General features: G+C 53.6%; 13 protein-coding genes. 8 read left to right on the top strand and 5 right to left on the bottom strand.

Translation table 11 applies throughout. The features are described 5' to 3' along the window. The first annotated feature begins 26 nt into the window (after positions 1-26). A complete protein-coding gene (locus tag RIC05_RS06080; protein WP_350044916.1) occupies positions 27-1,511 on the top strand; it encodes a uroporphyrinogen III synthase in 1,485 nt (494 codons plus the stop codon). Continuing rightward, positions 1,508-2,950, top strand: a complete 1,443-nt coding sequence (locus RIC05_RS06075; protein WP_350044917.1) for a heme biosynthesis protein HemY — start codon at positions 1,508-1,510, stop codon at positions 2,948-2,950. Before RIC05_RS06080 ends, RIC05_RS06075 begins: the two co-directional genes overlap by 4 nt. A gap of 87 nt (positions 2,951-3,037) precedes the next feature. On the opposite strand, the gene purH is transcribed toward RIC05_RS06075, so the two are convergent. From purH to RIC05_RS06055, 4 genes are all read right to left on the bottom strand, one after another. Continuing rightward, on the bottom strand, positions 3,038-4,615 hold the full coding sequence (gene purH / locus RIC05_RS06070; RefSeq protein WP_350044918.1) for a bifunctional phosphoribosylaminoimidazolecarboxamide formyltransferase/IMP cyclohydrolase: 1,578 nt from the start codon (positions 4,613-4,615) through the stop codon (positions 3,038-3,040). 374 nt (positions 4,616-4,989) lie between these two features. Next, positions 4,990-6,396, bottom strand: a complete 1,407-nt coding sequence (hglS, locus tag RIC05_RS06065; protein ID WP_350044919.1) for a 2-oxoadipate dioxygenase/decarboxylase HglS — start codon at positions 6,394-6,396, stop codon at positions 4,990-4,992. Positions 6,397-6,615: 219 nt separating this feature from the next. Then, positions 6,616-8,601, bottom strand: coding sequence for a polysaccharide biosynthesis protein (locus RIC05_RS06060; RefSeq protein WP_350044920.1), 1,986 nt, complete (start codon positions 8,599-8,601; stop codon positions 6,616-6,618). Positions 8,602-8,725: 124 nt separating this feature from the next. Beyond that, entirely contained in the window at positions 8,726-9,739 is a 1,014-nt protein-coding gene (locus tag RIC05_RS06055) for an MraY family glycosyltransferase (protein ID WP_350044921.1), read from the bottom strand. A gap of 219 nt (positions 9,740-9,958) precedes the next feature. Between RIC05_RS06055 and RIC05_RS06050 the strand changes: the two genes are divergently transcribed. From RIC05_RS06050 to RIC05_RS06030, 5 genes are all read left to right on the top strand, one after another. Further along, complete coding sequence (locus RIC05_RS06050; RefSeq protein ID WP_350044922.1) at positions 9,959-11,305, top strand: RsmB/NOP family class I SAM-dependent RNA methyltransferase; 1,347 nt, start codon at positions 9,959-9,961, stop codon at positions 11,303-11,305. Between the two features lie 132 nt (positions 11,306-11,437). Then, entirely contained in the window at positions 11,438-12,103 is a 666-nt protein-coding gene (rpe, locus tag RIC05_RS06045) for a ribulose-phosphate 3-epimerase (protein ID WP_350043618.1), read from the top strand. 174 nt (positions 12,104-12,277) lie between these two features. Further along, positions 12,278-14,572 (top strand): FdhF/YdeP family oxidoreductase, encoded by a 2,295-nt coding sequence (locus RIC05_RS06040; RefSeq protein WP_350044923.1) that lies wholly within the window; start codon positions 12,278-12,280, stop codon positions 14,570-14,572. Further along, positions 14,569-14,856 carry a hypothetical protein gene (locus RIC05_RS06035; RefSeq protein WP_350044924.1) on the top strand — a complete coding sequence of 96 codons (288 nt, stop codon included), beginning with the start codon at positions 14,569-14,571 and terminating at the stop codon, positions 14,854-14,856. The genes RIC05_RS06040 and RIC05_RS06035 overlap by 4 nt, the downstream gene beginning before the upstream one ends. 143 nt (positions 14,857-14,999) lie before the next feature. Then, positions 15,000-15,701 (top strand): hypothetical protein, encoded by a 702-nt coding sequence (locus RIC05_RS06030; protein ID WP_350044925.1) that lies wholly within the window; start codon positions 15,000-15,002, stop codon positions 15,699-15,701. A gap of 6 nt (positions 15,702-15,707) precedes the next feature. On the opposite strand, the gene RIC05_RS06025 is transcribed toward RIC05_RS06030, so the two are convergent. Further along, on the bottom strand, positions 15,708-15,974 hold the full coding sequence (locus RIC05_RS06025) for a DUF1674 domain-containing protein (RefSeq protein WP_350059742.1): 267 nt from the start codon (positions 15,972-15,974) through the stop codon (positions 15,708-15,710). Between the two features lie 249 nt (positions 15,975-16,223). Between RIC05_RS06025 and RIC05_RS06020 the strand changes: the two genes are divergently transcribed. Continuing rightward, a complete protein-coding gene (locus RIC05_RS06020) occupies positions 16,224-18,623 on the top strand; it encodes a Tex family protein (protein WP_350044926.1) in 2,400 nt (799 codons plus the stop codon). Positions 18,624-18,696 lie beyond the last annotated feature (73 nt).

The following is an 18,696-nucleotide window of genomic DNA, read 5'->3' as shown; positions in this document are numbered from 1 at the left end:
TAACCGCAAACTGCAATGGTCCGATCGTGAAAAAACCAGAAACGCCGAAACCAACTGCTCCCGCAAAATCGGCCGATAGCGAAAAGTCGTCCGAAACCATTTCCGTTGATAGCAAAGGCAATGCGAGTCCGGATCCCAAAAAGGCGGATGCCTCACAAGCGGCAAAATCGGACACAACCAGCGCAGACAAAGCCAAACCGGCTGACAGCGCGGGCCCAAAACCGGCAACCACTCACGCCCCGATCAAACCGGGCGGCAGTTCAAAAACCGATGACAGTGCGAAGAACACCAGCGCTGCCACCAAGGAAACCGCAAAATCCAAAGGTGGTGGTAAGGCACTTCTGCTGTTTGTGATCATTATCGTTGGTGCCCTTGCAGCGGGCTGGTTGACCCGCGCGTTCTGGTGGCGCGATGCCGAACCGATTTTGACCCAGTATGTCCCCGATCAAATCCTGGCAGAAATCACGCCAGAAGGATTTGGCACCGCGGATGATCAAAACAATGACATTGCACTCACCAATGAACCGAGCACATCAACCCCGGCGTCAGACGACAGCACAAACACCCCTCCCGCCCCCAATGAAGACGCGGCGATGACCGAAAAGGATGACGGCGAACTCCAGTCCGAGGATTTGCTGCCAAGCCTATCTGATAACCCGTCCGACATGGCCAATGCTGATGCGATCCCCGATGGATCGGTTGTCATTGATCCGGCCTTGACCGAACGCCTGTCGCGACTGGAAGGCACGATTGATGCCCTGCGCGAACGTCTGAGCAATGAACGTGGCGATACCCTAAGCAACACAGTTGCGCGCCGCATGGCCGAGATCGAAACCCGATCCACCCCGATCGAAGAACTGGCCCGCGTTGAAAGCGAACTTGCCGGTGTCGCCAATGAAATGCGCGAACTTTCCGCACGCCTGTCGACAATGGAAGAAGAAGTCCGCGCGACTGCCGGCCTGCGGGTGGAAAGCCGTGGTCAGGCAATTGCCATGGCCGTCACCATCCTGCGCGATGCCTTACAGCGCGGCGGACCTTTCGTCATTGCCCTGAACCAGCTTGAACGCAGTGCCGGTGATGACGCCATGATTGCCGAACAAATTGCGACCCTTAAGCCGCTTGCCGATCAAGGGGCACCGACCATCGAAAAGCTGCGTCAATCCTTCCCGGTTATGGCTCAGCAAGCCGTTCAGGCCGCGACCGATGATCATTCGGGCAGTGTCCTTGAAGCCACTTGGGCCAATATCAAAAAGCTGGTTCCGGTCCGTCGCGTCGATGCCGCAGGTGAAGAATCGCTTGAAGGCCGGCTGGTTCTTGCTGAAAACGCCCTTGCCCAAGATGACCTTGATGCTGCTGTCGCAGCCCTTCAAGGGGTCGAAGGCGAACATGCATATGCTGCGGTCAGTGAATGGCTTAGCGAGGCAGAAAACCGCCAAACCCTTAACGCCGCGATTGCCAGCCTCAGCGCCCATGCCATCGGTCTTCTGACCGGGACGGAGGGCAGCCAATGATCCGTCTTCTGACCTTTGTCCTCATTACCACTGCCTTGGTTTTCTGCACGGTCTGGTTTGCCAATAACCCGGGCAACATGACGATTGTCTGGCTTGGCTATCGTTTTGATGGCTCCATCGGCATGGTTGCCCTTGGTCTGCTTGCCCTGACCGCCGTTCTGGTTCTGGTATGGCGCGGCTGGACAATGATTGCCAATTCACCGGGCTGGGTCGGTCGCCTTCTGGGCAGCCGCCGTCGCAAGAAAGGCCAACAGGCCCTGACCATGGGATTGCTCGAACTGGCATCTGGTGATGTCCGGCAGGCGTTGAAACATACCCGTGCGGTGGATCGTTATCTTGAAGATGACACCCTGACCCGTCTTTTGACCGCACAGGCAGCGGAACTTGACGGCGACAATGAAGCTGCGAAGCGCCAGTTTGAAGCGATGCTTGAAAAACCCGACTCGGCGTTCTTTGGTCTGCGCGGATTGCTGCAACTGGCCCTGAAATCCGATGACCGGGCCGCTGCCCTTGATTACGCCGAACGTGCCCACCGGTTGCGCCCGCGTAATCCGGCAGTGATCGTCACCCTGTTTGATTTATTGCTCACGTCCAAACGCTGGGACCGTGCGCTGAGCCTTTTGGTCGATGCGCAAAAGGCATCGGTGTTTGGCGAACAGGAACTTACCCGTCGACGCGCACTGTTGATTACCGCCAAGGCAGAAGATGCCATTGCATCGGGTGAAAATGCCGAAGCAATCAAACTTCTGCGTAAGGCGCTTAACGCAGCCGGTGACTTTACCGGTGCGGCAGTCTTGTTGGCCGGTCTTTATCGCGATCTGAAACAGGATGGCAAGGCGCGTGAAGCTGTGATGCAAAGCTGGCGCGTTGCACCGTCTGCTGCCCTTGGTGCGATTTACCGTGAAACACTTACCGGTGATCCACTGACCAAGGTTAAATCCGTTGAAAAACTGGTGGCAACCAACCCCGATCATATCGAAAGCCAGATTGTTCTTGCCGAAGCTGCCCTTGAAGCTGACCTTTGGGGCATTGCGCGACACAACATTGAAAAGGCCATGGCGACCAAGGCCGAAGCCCGCCATTACCGTCTACTGGCCGATCTGGAATTGCGTGAAAATCAGGATGGTGCGAAGGCACGTGATCTTCTGATCAAGGCCAGTCACGCCAATACGGACCCGGATTGGCGGTGTGGGGCTTGTGGTACGGAAACAGATCGCTGGGTGGTTTCCTGTCCGTCTTGTCATTCGTTTGGCAGCGTTGAATGGCGCGCGCCATTGCGTGTGCATCAGAATGACGCACCCAAGCCACGCGAGGACACTCAAAAGGCAAACGTTACCACCCCTGCCGCGATCGAGCAGGATGGTGCCATCATTGAACATAGCAACGATGATGAAACCGCCAAAAAACAGGCCGAAAAGGGCACACAACCTGCTGTCTAAGGTCAGCCTGGACGGTGCTTTATCGACCAAGACACACAAAAACCCCGGGGACATGCCCCGGGGTTTTGCATTTTATCGTGCCAAAACTTAGTGGCGGAAATGACGCATGCCGGTAAAGACCATGGCAATGTCATGTTCGTCAGCCGCAGCGATGACTTCTGCATCACGCATCGAACCACCCGGCTGGATAACAGCCGTTGCACCGGCCTGAACCGCAGCCAGAAGACCATCGGCAAACGGGAAGAACGCATCAGATGAAACAACCGAACCCTTGGTCCGAAGTTCACCTTCACCGGCATTTTTGCCAGCTTCTTCTGCTTTCCATGCCGCAATGCGCGAGCTGTCTACGCGGCTCATTTGTCCGGCGCCAACACCAACGGTTTTACCGTCTTTGACATAGACAATGGCATTCGATTTGACGTGCTTACCAACGCGGAAGGCAAACAAAAGGTCGTCAAGCTCACTATCCGTCGGCGTGCGCTTGGTCACAACTTTAAGCTCTTCGCGTTTTACACGGCCCGCATCGCGGTTCTGCAGAAGATACCCTCCCGCAAGCGAACGAAGCGTCATGTCTTCGCCTTCCGGATCGGCCATGCCACCCGTGATCAGAACACGCAGGTTTTTCTTGGCTGCCAGAACTTCGCGGGCCTCATCATCTGCATCCGGGCAAATCACGACTTCAGCAAACAGTTTGGCGATTTCTTCGGCCGTTTGCTTATCAAGAATCCGGTTGACCGCAATGATGCCGCCAAATGCCGAAACCGGATCACAAGACAAGGCCTTGTGATAGGCTTCGATCAAGGTCGCACCTTCGGCAACGCCACACGGATTGGCGTGCTTGATGATGGCAACAGCCGGTTTTTCATCAAATTCGGACACCAGTTCAAACGCGGCATCGGTGTCATTCAGATTATTGAACGAAAGTTCCTTACCCTGAAGCTGGATCGCGGTTGAGACACCCGGACGGTTTTTACCGTTGGTGTAGAACGCGGCCTGCTGGTGCGGGTTTTCGCCATAACGAAGGGTCTGTTTCAGTTCAGCTGAAACATTCAGACGCTGCGGGAAAGTTTCACCCAGTTCACCGGCAAACCAACTTGAAATGGCCGAGTCATATGCACCGGTACGGGCAAATGCCTTGGCGGCCAGAACGCGGCGGGTATCAACCGTGGTGGCACCGGCATTGTCTTTCATCTCGGCAACGACGCGGTCATAGTCGCCTGGATCTACAACAACCGTAACCGATTCATGGTTCTTCGCCGCAGAGCGGATCATGCTTGGCCCGCCAATGTCGATATTTTCGATGCAGGTGTCAAAATCGGCACCCTTGGCAACGGTTTCTTCGAACGGATAAAGGTTCACCGCAACCAGATCGATCGGGGAAATGTCGTTATCTTTCATTGCCTGCATATGGCTTGAAAGAGGACGACGGCCCAAAAGACCCCCGTGAATTTTCGGATGAAGCGTTTTAACCCGGCCATCCATGATTTCAGGGAAACCGGTGTGATCGGCAACTTCCTTGACCGGGATACCAGCAGCTTCAATCGCCTTGGCGGAGCCACCGGTTGACAGGATTTCAACACCCTGTTCGTGAAGGGATTTGGCAAATTCGACCAAGCCGGTCTTGTCGGAAACGGAAATAAGCGCGCGCGCAATACGAGCAGTCATTGGGTTCGCTTTCATGCATCAATGTGATGAAGGTTGCGGACCCATTGATGATATATCGGCCCACAAATACAGATTGCGCATGGCTGCTCGTGCATGTGCAAGTGATAGTGTTGCGGGCAAGACCGGCCTTTAACGGGATCAGAATGCCCCCCTAAAGAATGGCACTCCAATCCGGGCCGACACATGATCAATGAGTCCGAACCATGGTTGTTTCGCGCGGAGCTTTACCATGTGCAGCGCAAAAAGTGGACCCCGAATTCTTGCATGGCGGGTTTTAGCAATCTGGCCATCCAGGCTCTGAACCCGCACCGAAAACGGGGCCGCCATTGGATTGCACCAAAGACTGCCCCGTCCAGACGATGCCAACTATCAGATCAGGCAACGTTTTTCTTGATCCCCAAAACATCAAGTGCCTGTTTCAGGGATGCGGTTTCACGGTCGGCATACAGGGTCAGCTCATCACGCACTGTTACCCCCAAGCACTGTTCAAACACGCCCTGATTTGAATGTTCCTGATAGTTTTTCTGCGCGTCACCGCCAAGATTTGACTGGAAAATCCCCGCAGCACTGACCGGCAGGAAGTCTTCGTAAATGATCGGATCCGCGTGCAGATATCCCCGATCAATCAGATCATTCACCGAAGTACCAACGTTTTCAGCGTTTGCCGCCTTTAACCCGGCTTCGGTCACGCTATAGTGGAAAAATGCCAGTTTTTCGACGCGAAGGGTTTCATAGTCATCGGGAAATGCCGCAAAGCGTTCAGACAATTCGGTTTCATAATCACGCGCGTTCGATCCACCGGCATTGATCTGCACCGCCTGGCGGGTCGCGGACAAAAGCGTGTCATAAAGCTTGCGCCCTTCGGCGGTTAAGGCGATCCCGCGTTGCTCAATCTCGCCAAAACGGGCGGTGTGGGTGCCAGCCGTACCTTTGGGGTTGTCTCCAACGAAATAAACCTGTTCTTCAAGTGCCTTGAAACTGGTTTGACGCAGCAAGATCGGACAGTTACGCGCAGGTGGACCTTCGATAATTGCCTTGGGCGCAATGCCACGTTCAGGCATTGCACGCTGAACCGCATCAATATCTAGCGTGCGCGGCGTTAAATGATTGATATGCGGTCCTTTGAAACAGACCACATCGGCAATCAAACGATGCGCCTCGCAAAGTGTTTGATAGGTTTCCAGCGATACTGTTGCGTCACTGTGCCAACGGAATGTTTCAAGTGCCTCGGTCACAAACTGTTCGGCCTGAACGCGTGTAAGGCCGCCATTCTTTTCTGCCAGATAGATCAGCTTGATGGCATCGGCGGTAAATATATCGCGCTTTGCCAAAATCTGTTCGGCCTTGGTCCGAAGGTCTTCATCTTCGATCAGCTCCAGCCGCAAGAGCGAGGTAAAGACACGAAACGGATTGCGGCGCAGGGCAGCATCATCAATCGGGCGAAAGGCCGTTGAATGTACCGGCACACCGGCGACCGAAAGATCATAATACCCGACCGGATGCATGCCCATGACCGCAAACAGACGGCGCATCGTGAACAGTTCTTCCGGTTTGCCCAAACGGATCGCGCCGTGGCGTTCCAGATCAATGCGATCCAACTCGTCATTGCGGACCAACCCGTCATGCAAAGTGGCATCATCGGCAAGCTTCTGCCCGTTTATGCCCGATACCAGTTCCATCAGGGTGCCATATTGCGGCACCTCTGCGCGGTACATGTCCGACATCGCGCTGGAAAACATTGAACGGATTTCATCCGCATGGATAAAGGCGTCTGCCGACATGGGGCCTCCAATAGACGGGGTCAGGTTGGGTTTTTGAACGACCGCGTAAACAAGATCATTCCTATTCGTCATTCTGATCGCAAGATATTGCCCTAAAACGGCAATGACAAACGACAAATCCGCACGAGTTCATTCCATCAAAGAATGAACGTCGTCGTCATGCTGGGTAATGTTTTGGATGGTGTGGAATGGCGTTGGTCGATGTTGATCGTGCGCGGATTAAGCCGAACGACCGGCTGCGGCGTCCAAAGCAGCAGGCGTCGCATCATCTGATGTCGCTTTACTATCTTTGGCAAAAATCGACTTCACACCGATTTCGGGTGGCTGGAATTCCGGCACCAACTGGCTGATCAATTCCAGCGTTTTGTAGGTATTCCGGCTGGTTGCACTGTCTTCAAGGGCATCAAACACCTGTTGGATCAAAGCGTAATCAACCACACGCGGGGCCGCGAGCATCACGCCATCGGTATCGGTTGGCGCGGGCGGTTCAGAATCATGAAACAGCTCTTCATAAAGCTTCTCTCCCGGACGCAATCCGGTGACTTTAATCTCGACATCCTTGCCCGGCTGCAATCCGGAAAGCAAGATCATTTGACGGGCGAGATCAATAATTCTAACCGGCCGGCCCATATCAAGAACAAAGATTTTCCCGCCATCGGTCACACCATGACGACCAAGTTCAGCCGATTGCAAAACAAGTTCCACTGCCTCGGCAATGGTCATGAAATAACGGGTGATGCCTTCATGGGTAACGGTCAGCGGCCCACCGGATTCAAGCTGGCGCTTAAACAATGGCACGACCGACCCGGTCGATCCCAACACATTGCCAAACCGAACCGTGACAAACCGCGTTGCCCCGCGCTGGTCGGCCGGCAAGGTTTCAAGTGCCTGACAATAACATTCCGCCAGACGTTTCGATGCACCCATGACATTGGCCGGATTTACCGCCTTATCCGTCGAAATCAAAACCATGGTGGCGACACCGGCTGCACGGCAGGCCTCGGCAACATTTCGAGTGCCCAACGTGTTGGTCAGGATGCCTTCATTGGGGTTATGTTCGACCAGTGGCACATGCTTATAAGCCGCAGCGTGGAAAACGATCTCCGGCGAGATTTCTTCAAAGACCTTTGCGATACGGGTGCGATCACGGACATCACCCAAAATGCTTTCGCGCGGCAATTCAGGATATTTTTCCGCCATCTCCATATCGATGGCATAGAGATTATATTCCCCGGCATCGACCAATGTCACACTGGCCGGACCATATGATGCAATCTGGCGCACCAGTTCTGACCCGATGGAGCCACCTGCCCCGGTGATCAAAACGCGCTTGCCGCCAATCATTTCACGCACGCGGTCGCGATCAAGCCGCGCCTGTGGGCGCCCCAGCAAATCTTCAATCGCCACCGGGCGAATTTGTAGCGGATCGGCAAGGCCTTCGCGCAGATCGCCCAGTTTCGGCAACCGGGCCAGTGTCATGCCATAGCGATCAGCAATCTCGACCCATTTGGCATTGTCTTCATGGCGCAGGGCATCACCGGTCAGAACCAGTCGACGCGGAAGGCCATGTCGGCTCATTTCGAGTTTCTTGATAACCTCTTCAAGCTTATCGACCGTGGCAAGAACATCCACGCCGTGCATATTACGGCCAACCCGCCCATCGGTCAGCGACACAATCCCGACGACTTTAAATGGGGTATCGGCTGAACGTTCGGTTTCGCGGATGAAGGCTTCTGCTTCATCCCCGGCCCCGATCAACAACACACTGAGACGTGTCGTCCCCTGACGCACAAGTGCGCGTGCGGTCGATTTATCTTTGGCAATCCGGTATGTCAGGCGCGATCCGCCCAACAATGCCATCAACAGGAACCATTGAATAATCGGTGCCGAACGCGGCATCCAGTCAAGGCGGGTTGTCAAAAACAGCACAACAAACAGAACGGCAACCGCAACAGAAACGGCCTTGGCAATACGGGTTAAGTCATTTAGCGACGCATAGCGCCAAATGCCGCGATAAAGACCAAAATACCAGAATGAAACCGCGGCAATCAGGGTAAAGATGCCCGACGAAAACAGAATGTTTTCCATCGCATAAAAGCGCACGCCATCGCCAACCCGCAGATAAAGTGCGAGTGGGAAGGAAATTGCTGCCATGAAAATATCATGGGCAAAGGCGATATAGCTTCGCTGTAAAATACGCGACATGCGGTCCCTTACCGGCAGTTTTCTGTTTTTAAAAGGATATACCCGCTTCTGCAAAGACGGATAAGGCTTTCTTTTCGCGCCCACCTAAAAACAAGTCAAGCAATCCACGCACCCCAAGCACGGCTTAGACCTTTGGCGCGCCCTTAACCGGCATGCGAACCATCATCCCGACAAGGCCCAGAACAACAAACAGAGCGGCAATCACACGCAACCAATCAGGTGTGTCATTTTGCGCAAAGCACACCCCGATCAGAATAAGGTTACTTACCCCGATCATCACCGAAACTTTGGCATGTGATAGGCCGCGTTGGGTGGCCTGCTGATAAAAATGTTCGCGGTGGGCCTGCCAGATTTTTTCGCGGCGAAGGGCGCGTTTGATCAATGTAAAGGTTGCATCAAACAGATAATAGGATGGCAGGATCAGGGCGATCGCCCATGCCCCCTTTGATGTAATATCCAACAACACCCAACCTAGAATAAAGCCAAGCGGGATTGATCCGACATCGCCGAGAAACAGCTTGGCCGGATGCCAGTTCCAGATCAGAAACCCGATCATGATCGCAGTTATGCCAAGCCCGATATAGCCGGTTCCGATGAACTCCGGCAGCGGAACAAGCAGGGCAAGAATGAAAACACCCAGCCCGATTGATCCGGCTTCAACCCCAGAAATGCCGTCAATCCCATCCATGAAATTAAACAGATTAATGAACCACACCCAGGCAAACACCACCAAAACATGATCAAGCCAAACCGGCACCATGCCGCCCAGAACCGGTTTATCCAGGGCAAAGACCCCAATGATCACGGCAATGAATTGAAGGGCAAATCGCACGGCCGCCGAAAGATCATGACGATCATCAAGCCAGCTTAACAGGCCAAGCCCGGCGGCAGCTGCCAGCATCAACCAATGGCTGATCGTGCTTACCCCGGTATGGATAAAGACCACCGCGACCAGAATGATCAAAAGCGGTGTCACACCAAGACCCCCGCCACGCGGGGTTGGCACGGCATGACTGGAACGGTGGTTTGGCATATCAAGGATCGCCTTGCGCCGCAGATAGTTCAGCACCCACCATGTCAGCAACATAGAGCCAATCAGAAAAATGCTGGAAAAGGTCGCGAGTCCGGCGAAAGTCATCGTTTGGGTCGTCCTTGTCCCTGCCCGGTCAAAATCGTCTGTCTGGATTAGCCGTGCCGGGTTTTCATCGCAAGGTTTTTCACCGCAACGGTTTGTCCATCAGATGTTAAACACAACACAGAACAACGCAGCCATGCTGCACAAACCGACGCTTGATACTTTACACTTTGGCACGCGGCGCTTAACTACACCACATAACACGAAACCGGAGATATACCTTTGACAGAACGTCGTTCCCGTCCGCCACAGCGCAATGCATCCCGCCATCAGGCGGTCGAGGCACCCGATCCACGCATGCTTGCACTGAAAACGTTGCAGGAATTGCGGGGCGGCGAAGTCACGCTGGACGAACTTCTGTCAAAGCACGGATTTGGCCTGCCATCGCTTGATCGCAATTTCTTGCGTCATTTGCTGGGCACCACTTTGCGGCATCTGGGCGAAATTGATGCGGTTCTGGCCCCGCGCTATCAACCGCCACAAGACCGGGTTGCTGCACGTCTGACTAACATCATGCGTCTGGGCGTCGCACAATTGTTCTTTATGGACACATCCGATTACGGGGCGGTCGACAGCACGGTCAATCTAACCCGCGATGCTGGTCTTCATAAATATGTGAAACTGGTGAATGCGGTCCTGCGCAGCTTGCAGCGCGACGGGTTTGAATGGCCCGAAGGGGTTGAAGACTGGCAGCTGAACATCCCGGCATGGCTGCGCGGATCGTGGAAAAAGGCCTATGGCGCCGAGATTGCACAGGAAATTGCCGAATCAAGCCTTGGCCACGCCATGCTTGATCTGTCGATCAAGGATCGCACCCAGTCTGCCGACTGGGCTGAAAAGATGGATGGTCTTGTTCTGCCAACCGGATCGGTCCGCCTTGAAAGCGGTCGTCGTATCCGGGATCTGCCGGGCTATAAAGACGGCCACTGGTGGGTTCAGGATGCGGCTGCGGCCATTCCGGCCACCCTGTTTTCTGCCTATAAAGACAAAACCATCTATGATCTGTGTGCGGCCCCGGGTGGTAAGACCATGCAATTGGCATCCCTTGGCGCAAGTGCGATTGCAGTGGATAAGTCCGAAGGTCGCCTGAAACGCGTTTATGAAAATCTTGAACGGGTTGAACTCGGTGCGGCGGTTGTTACCGGCGATGCCACCGATCTGGCCCCCGACACCCCGCGTGCCGATGCGGTACTTCTGGATGCACCTTGTTCGGCAACCGGCACCATTCGCCGTCACCCCGATATTTTGCTGCGTCAAAGCGACAAATTGATGCGGTCGCTTTTGCCGATCCAGACCAAGCTGCTTAATCAGGCTGACAAACTTCTGAATGTTGGCGGTGAGCTGATCTATTGCACCTGTTCGCTGCAACCCGAAGAAGGCGAACATCAGATCAAATCGTTCCTGGCCGATCATCCGAATTTTGAACGCAAAGCTATCACCGCAGATGAACTTGGCGGTTGGGATGAAGCCATCAATGACCTCGGCGAATTGCGCGTTTTGCCAATTCATATGGCCGAGTTTGGCGGTATGGACGGCTTTTTCTGCGCAAGACTTGTCAAAAAGTCCTGATTTTGAGTCAGCCTAGCTGATGTCCATGCACACAAGGCTGCCATGACATCCCATTCGGGTGACAGGGCAGCCAATTTGCGTTAATAAAGCTGCAAATTTCCCATATCCCGCAGTGTTTCAGGACCGATGAGCATGACCACCTCGAACATTAAAATCGCACCTTCGATCCTTTCGGCCGATTTCGCGCAGCTGGGCGTTGATGTCCGTGCTGTTGACGCAGCAGGTGCCGACTATATCCACATTGATGTGATGGATGGCCATTTCGTGCCAAACATCACCATTGGCCCGGACGTGGTAAAGGCGCTTCGCCCGCACAGCGACAAGGTGTTTGATGTGCATCTCATGATCGCACCGGTCGATCCGTATATCGAAGCATTCGCCAATGCCGGTTCTGACATCATCACCATCCATGCCGAAGCTGGCCCGCATCTGCATCGTTCCTTGCAGCTGATCAAGTCGCTTGGCAAAAAGGCCGGTGTGTCGCTGAACCCGTCGACGCCGGAAAGTGTCATTGAATATGTCATGGACATGGTTGATCTGGTTCTCGTCATGACCGTGAACCCGGGCTTTGGTGGTCAGAAGTTTATTCCAAGCCAGTTGGAAAAGATCAAACGCATCCGCAAAATGATCGATGCAACCGGCCGCGATATCGATCTTGAAGTCGATGGTGGTGTGAACCCCGAAATCGCCCCGCAGGTGATCGAAGCTGGTGCAAATGTTCTGGTTGCCGGTTCCGCAACCTTCAAAGGCGGCCCGTCCGAATATGCCAATAATATCAAGGCAATCCGTGGCGCGTAAACCAGCACAATACTGCAAACATCCTTATCAGGGCCGGAACCATATTGGTGGTTTCGGCCCTTACTGTTTCTATGCGTATTTCAAATCGTGATCGCTGCGTTTGATAAATTTCTTCTATCACCCGATTAGGTATGCATACTTGACCTAATTTGCGATATCGCAAATAGATGCCCCATGAACGAAAGCTTTATTGGTAAAAAATCATCGGCGGCTGGCGGATGGGGCGCATTGAAAAGTTGCGGCAAGCAGCTTTTGCAAAGTGGCAACCCGTTGTCCGGCGCACGCGCGATGCTTAAGGCAAATCAACCCAATGGGTTTGATTGCCCCGGGTGTGCATGGGGCGATCCCGCGCATGGATCATCCTTTGAATTTTGCGAAAACGGTGTGAAGGCCGTTTCGTGGGAAGCAACGGAAAAACGTGCCACACCGGCCTTTTTCGAAAAGCATACCGTTTCTGAATTAAGCAAACTTTCCGATTACGAGCTCGAACGCAACGGTCGTCTGACCCACCCGATGCGCTATGACGCGCACAGTGACAAATATCTACCTGTTGCGTGGGAAGATGCCTTTGCCGAAATCGGCGATATTCTTAAAAGCCTGGATTCTCCCGATCAGGCCGAATTTTACACATCCGGCCGGGCCAGCAACGAAGCAGCTTATCTCTATCAGTTGTTCGTGCGCCTTTATGGCACCAACAATTTCCCCGATTGTTCGAACATGTGCCACGAGGCCAGTGGCGTCGGCCTGCGTCAGGCAATTGGCGTTGGCAAAGGTACGGTCTTGCTCGAAGATTTCGAAAAGGCCGACGCCATTTTCGTGCTTGGACAGAACCCCGGCACCAATCATCCGCGCATGCTGGGCGACCTTCGCCGGGCATCCCTTCGCGGGGCAAATATTGTCGTCTTCAATCCGGTTCGTGAACGCGGTCTGGAAAAGTTTTCAGACCCGCAAGCCAAGCTTGAAATGCTGCACGGCGGATCAACCGATATTGCCAGCCATTATTTTCAGCCCCTGCTGGGCGGTGACATGGCCGCGGTGCGCGGTATGAGCAAAGCAGTCTTTGCCGCCGAAGATGCCGCCATTGCATCGAACTCCCCCTCCGTGCTTGATCATGATTTCTTGGCGGAACATTGCGCGGATTTTGCCGATTATCGCGCCGCTGTCGATGCAACAAGCTGGGCTGAGATTGAAGATCAATCAGGACTGTCGCGCCAGGACATCGAACAGGCCGCACAGGTTTACATATCGGCCGAACGTGTGATTTGCACATGGGCAATGGGCATTACCCAGCATCTGCATTCTGTGGCGACCATCCGCGAAATTTCCAATTTCATGTTCCTGCGCGGCAATATCGGCAAACCCGGTGCCGGATTGTGCCCGGTGCGCGGACATTCCAACGTTCAGGGCGACCGCACGGTTGGCATTAATGAACAACCATCGGATGCCTTCCTTGATGCGTTGGAACAAGAGTTTGGATTCACTGCACCGCGCAAACACGGCCACAACGTTCTGGGGGCCATTGGCGCGATGCTTGATGGCAGTGCCAAGGCATTCATTGGCCTTGGTGGCAATTTTGCCCGCGCAACGCCTGACAGTACACTTGTTGCCAAGGCGCTTAAGAACCTGAAACTGACAGTAAATATCGCAACCAAACCCAATCATTCGCACCTGATGCCAGGCGAGGTCAGCTTTATCCTGCCATGCCTTGGCCGGACTGAAATTGATCTGAACTCAGCCGGTCAATCACAGGTCGTCAGTGTCGAAGATTCCATGAGCATGGTTCACGGATCCGCCGGGATCAATCGCCCGGCATCGCCACATCTATTATCCGAAGTCGGCATCATCGCAGGCATTGCCGAGGCAACTGTTGGCACCCAAACGGTCTCATGGGCCGCCCTTGCCGATGATTATGAACGCATCCGCAGCCATATCGAGGCAACTGTGCCCGGCTTTGCGGATTACAACACCCGCCTTCGCACACCGCGCGGGTTCCATCTGCGCAACACGGCATCTCATCGGGAATGGAATACCCCAACCGGCAAGGCCAATTTCTTTGCCGGGGCCCTGCCATCCCAAACCGTGCATCAAAAGGCCCGCGTGGCACAAACCAGCTTCGCGCTACAGACATTCCGTTCGCACGATCAGTACAACACAACGGTCTATGGCCTTGATGATCGCTATCGCGGCGTTTACGGCGAACGAAATGTCATTTTCATTCACCCGGACGATCTTGCTGCCCTTGGCGCGAAGTCCGGGGATCGGGTGAATGTTGTTGGTGAATATCACGATGGAATCGAGCGCATTGCAGCCGATTTCCGGTTCGTGTGCTATGACATCCCGCGTGGCAGTGTTGCGGGCTATTACCCGGAACTCAACGTGCTGGTTCCGCTTGGCAGTGCCGGGGATCAAAGCGACACACCAACATCAAAATCTGTCATGGTGTCATTTCACACAGGCACAGCCGCGTGACGTCTGACAAAGTTGATCCACAACAGGGGCCCGATGCATTTCTTGATCTGGTAGGGCAGCTTATTGCTATCCAACCGGACCTGACACCCATACAGGCAAGCATCCTGATCGCGGCACAGCAAGACATCGCCCATGACAGCCGCACATTTGCCCGCCTACTGGGTCTTTCGCACGCGCTTGTCCTGCGGGAGCTAAATACCCTTTTGCAGACTGATGATGTTCTTAAATTGGTAAAGCGCGACGACCGGACATTGCGCACGCACTACGATCTAGGAAGGCATTAAGCAATTGTTCGACTTAAAAGCGTGACAAAATACGCCAAGAACATCTAACCAGCGCCGCCTCAAACAAAACGTTATTCTTGCAACCTACTACTCAACTAATGAAGAATGGAAATCTAGTTTTTATATAGAAGTTAGGATAGCTGATGGCATTGAACGCCAGTCATAAGAAGTTGATTGATAGTCAGTTCAATGACCTTCCTGCAACGCTCGAAGATCAGAAACTTGCTGAGTGGCTGACAAGCGACCACAATGTTGATCGCATTGAAGAAGCCTTTAAAAAGAAATCGAGGTCATATTCAAGAGCTTTAGTCATCCTGCTCATTTGCGATCTATTGTTCTTAACTGTCACAAATAATCCTGATCTCAAGTTCACGCTCTTTGGCCTAAACATATTCAAATTCAAAGGGCTCAATGAAATTCTAATCGCATTCACTACTTACGCGTTCTTCGAATTTGTCACTGAGTTGATTGCCGCAATGTCACTTAATCGGCTAGCTTCAGAGCTCATAAACAAAGCCTTCGCTGGAACAAATTCTTTTTATGTGCATGCTTCGCTCGGCAGAACATATTGGGCTGAGAATGTATTTAACGGGCATGAGCCTCAACAACGTCCCATCGCATTTAGGATAATCTATAAAGCAGCAATAGTGTCGATGTCATTGATGGTCACGATGATCCTGATACTGCATGGATACGCTATCTACGCTATGTCGAAAGAGATAATAAGCAGCCAAGTATTCGACAGTACAATGATAGCTACAGTTATTGCATTATCCGCAATCATCAACGTGACCGCTCTGATAATGTTCGTTTGCAGCCTCATGATCCGCTTCAAAGCTCAATAGCTAACCTCAGAAATCGATACAGCGACCCTTGTTCTCCCAATCACCAAAGCGGGTTGGTTCCGGGCCTTTTGGTCCGCCAATTTCGCGGGCCTTGGCGGCTTCTTTAAATGCCTTGGCTTCAGCCAGCGCATTTATGGCATCTTGCGAAAGTTGTGGTGTGGCATCCGCACCGGCGATCTCGCCTGTTGTGTCATCCCTGGCCGTGTCGGGCTTTGATTCGGCCTTTTCTTTTGGCACCTGATGAATGACGGTCTCGCGGAACTTTCCGGCCATTCGAATTCTCCTGCTGCGGGCGAATCGCCCAGTAATTTCACATTTGCCAAAGAAATAGCGTCCAAAACGCCGATGGGCAAGCATTGGCACAGACACGACCGAACCGGGCAAAACGCATGGGATTTCAGTCCCTTGGAATCAAAGACAGAATCGTAATATGCGGTTTGGCAAAAATTTGGCGAAAACTGACTCTTTCCGATCAGTGTCAAAGCAGCTATTTCAGGCATACGAGCAAAACAAGGAGAAACCATGCGTCCAATTCCCCAGCGTATCGCCGAAGAACTTTCCGTTCGTCCGGAACAGGTCATTGCCACCATTGAAATGCTTAATGAAGGGTCGACCGTTCCGTTTATCGCCCGTTACCGCAAAGAAAAAACCGGTGGGCTTGATGACACCCAACTTCGCACGCTGGAAGAACGCTTAAGGTATCTCACCGAACTTGAAAGCCGCCGGTCTTCGATCCTTGAAAGCATCCGCGAGCAGGAAAAACTGACCCCTGAACTTGAAGCCGCGATCAACGAGGCCGATACCAAAACGCGCCTTGAAGATTTGTATCTGCCCTATAAGAAAAAGCGCCGCACCAAGGCACAGATTGCCCGTGAAGCCGGGCTGGAACCATTGGCAGATGGCCTGTTTAACGATCCAACGCTGGATCCGGAAACCGAGGCGGCAAAATTTGTCGATGCGGATAAAGGCGTTGAAGACATCAAAGCCGCCCTTGATGGCGCGCGTCAGATCCTGATGGAACGCTTTGCCGAAGATGCCGATCTTGTCGCCAAGCTGCGTGATCGTCTGTGGAATGACGGCGAAATCACCGCAAGTGTGATTGACGGCAAACAGGCCGAAGGGGCGAAATTCTCGGACTATTTTGAACATTCCGAAAAAATCAAAACCTGCCCGTCGCACCGCGCCCTTGCTTTGTTCCGTGGTCGAAACGAAGATTTTTTACAGCTTAAACTGACCCTGGGTGCCGAAGACGAAGCCCGTCCGCGCAGTGAACAGGGCCGTGCTGAAATCATGATTGCAACCCATGTCGGGATCAGGGATCAGGGACGTGCTGCCGATAAATGGCTTGTCGATACGGTTCGCTGGACCTGGCGGGTGAAATTGTCGCTGTCGATCGAGCTTGATCTGTTTGGATCGCTTCGCGACAGCGCCGAAGAAGACGCGATCAAGGTCTTTGCTGATAACCTTAAAGACCTTCTTCTGGCCGCCCCTGCCGGTCAAAAGGCGACCATGGGTCTTGATCCGGGGGTACGTACCGGGGTTAAGGTTGCCGTGGTTGATGCCACCGGAAAACTGGTTGATACCGCAACGGTTTACCCCTTCCAGCCGCGCAATGATGTCGAAGGGGCAATTAACACCATGGCCGCCCTTGCCGCACGCCATCAGATCGAACTGATCGCGATTGGCAATGGCACATTTTCGCGTGAAACCGATGATCTTGCCGGTCAGATGCTCAAACGGTTTCCGGCATTGAAGGCGACCAAAGTCATCGTCAACGAATCCGGGGCATCGATCTATTCGGCATCGCAATTTGCCGCCGAAGAATTCCCTGATCTCGACGTTTCGTTGCGTGGGGCCGCCTCCATCGCCCGTCGTTTACAGGACCCATTGGCCGAACTGGTCAAGATCGAACCGAAATCCATAGGGGTTGGTCAATATCAGCATGACGTATCAGAAACCAAACTGGCCAGATCGCTTGATGCCGTGGTTGAGGATTGCGTGAACGGGGTTGGGGTGGATCTGAATACCGCATCAATCCCGCTTTTGACCCGTGTTGCGGGCCTGACCGAAACGCTGGCCCGTAATATTGTCGGTTATCGCGATTCAAATGGCGCGTTTCAGTCGCGAACCGATTTGAAAAAGGTCGAACGTCTTGGACCCAAGGCGTTTGAACAGTGCGCTGGTTTCTTGCGCATTCGGGGGGCTGCCAACCCGCTTGATGCATCGGCTGTTCATCCGGAAGCCTATCCGCTGGTGAAAAAGATCGGTGCGCAAGCCTCCAAATCGCTTGCGGATCTGATCGGGGATTCGGCCTTTATCAAAACCCTTCGGGCCGAAGACTATGCCGATGACACATTCGGTGTGCCGACCATCCGCGACATTATCGCCGAACTTGATAAGCCCGGCCGTGATCCGCGCCCGGAATTCAAAACCGCGAAGTTCACCGATGGTGTGAATGAAATCAAGGATTTGAAAACCGGTATGCGGTTGGAAGGAACGGTTACCAACGTCACCAATTTCGGGGCATTTGTCGATATTGGCGTCCATCAGGACGGCCTTGTTCATATCTCCCAGCTGGCCGATAAGTTCGTTGAAGACCCCCGTCAGGTGGTCAAGGCAGGCCAGATTGTTTCGGTCACCGTCATGGAAGTCGATGCGCCGCGCAAACGGATCGGGCTTTCGATGAAATCAGACCCGGATTACGAAGCAACCCGCGAACGCCGTACGGAACAACGCAATGATCCGCGCAGCACATCCCCACGCAGTGGCAATGCCAATCGCGGCCAACAATCATCTGGTCCGCGCAACAATCCGGGCAACCCGAACCGCGGCAATGCCGGGAACAACAGTAGCAGTGGCGGCGGTGACGCCGGTGGTGCGATGGCAGCCGCCCTTAAGGCGGCAATGGAACGCCGTAAATAACGCGACCAGAAAAGTTGAACATCATCAAGGCGGCGGATTGGCGAAAACCATCCCGCCGCCTTTTTATCTGGCC

The organism is Thalassospira sp., from assembly GCF_040218635.1.
GTDB lineage: Bacteria > Pseudomonadota > Alphaproteobacteria > Rhodospirillales > Thalassospiraceae > Thalassospira.
The sequence above is the reverse complement of the archived record's forward strand: the minus strand, read 5'-3'. Positions and strand labels throughout refer to the sequence as shown.

Excerpts from the sequence above, each read along its gene's own strand:
- RIC05_RS06060 (WP_350044920.1), bottom strand. The coding sequence starts at position 8,601 with ATGTCGCGTATTTTACAGCGAAGCTATATCGCCTTTGCCCATGATATT.
- hglS (WP_350044919.1), bottom strand. The coding sequence starts at position 6,396 with ATGTCGGCAGACGCCTTTATCCATGCGGATGAAATCCGTTCAATGTTT.
- rpe (WP_350043618.1), top strand. The coding sequence starts at position 11,438 with ATGACCACCTCGAACATTAAAATCGCACCTTCGATCCTTTCGGCCGAT.
- RIC05_RS06020 (WP_350044926.1), top strand. The coding sequence starts at position 16,224 with ATGCGTCCAATTCCCCAGCGTATCGCCGAAGAACTTTCCGTTCGTCCG.
- RIC05_RS06055 (WP_350044921.1), bottom strand. The coding sequence starts at position 9,739 with ATGACTTTCGCCGGACTCGCGACCTTTTCCAGCATTTTTCTGATTGGC.
- RIC05_RS06030 (WP_350044925.1), top strand. The coding sequence starts at position 15,000 with ATGGCATTGAACGCCAGTCATAAGAAGTTGATTGATAGTCAGTTCAAT.
- purH (WP_350044918.1), bottom strand. The coding sequence starts at position 4,615 with ATGACTGCTCGTATTGCGCGCGCGCTTATTTCCGTTTCCGACAAGACC.
- RIC05_RS06040 (WP_350044923.1), top strand. The coding sequence starts at position 12,278 with ATGAACGAAAGCTTTATTGGTAAAAAATCATCGGCGGCTGGCGGATGG.
- RIC05_RS06075 (WP_350044917.1), top strand. The coding sequence starts at position 1,508 with ATGATCCGTCTTCTGACCTTTGTCCTCATTACCACTGCCTTGGTTTTC.
- RIC05_RS06025 (WP_350059742.1), bottom strand. The coding sequence starts at position 15,974 with ATGGCCGGAAAGTTCCGCGAGACCGTCATTCATCAGGTGCCAAAAGAA.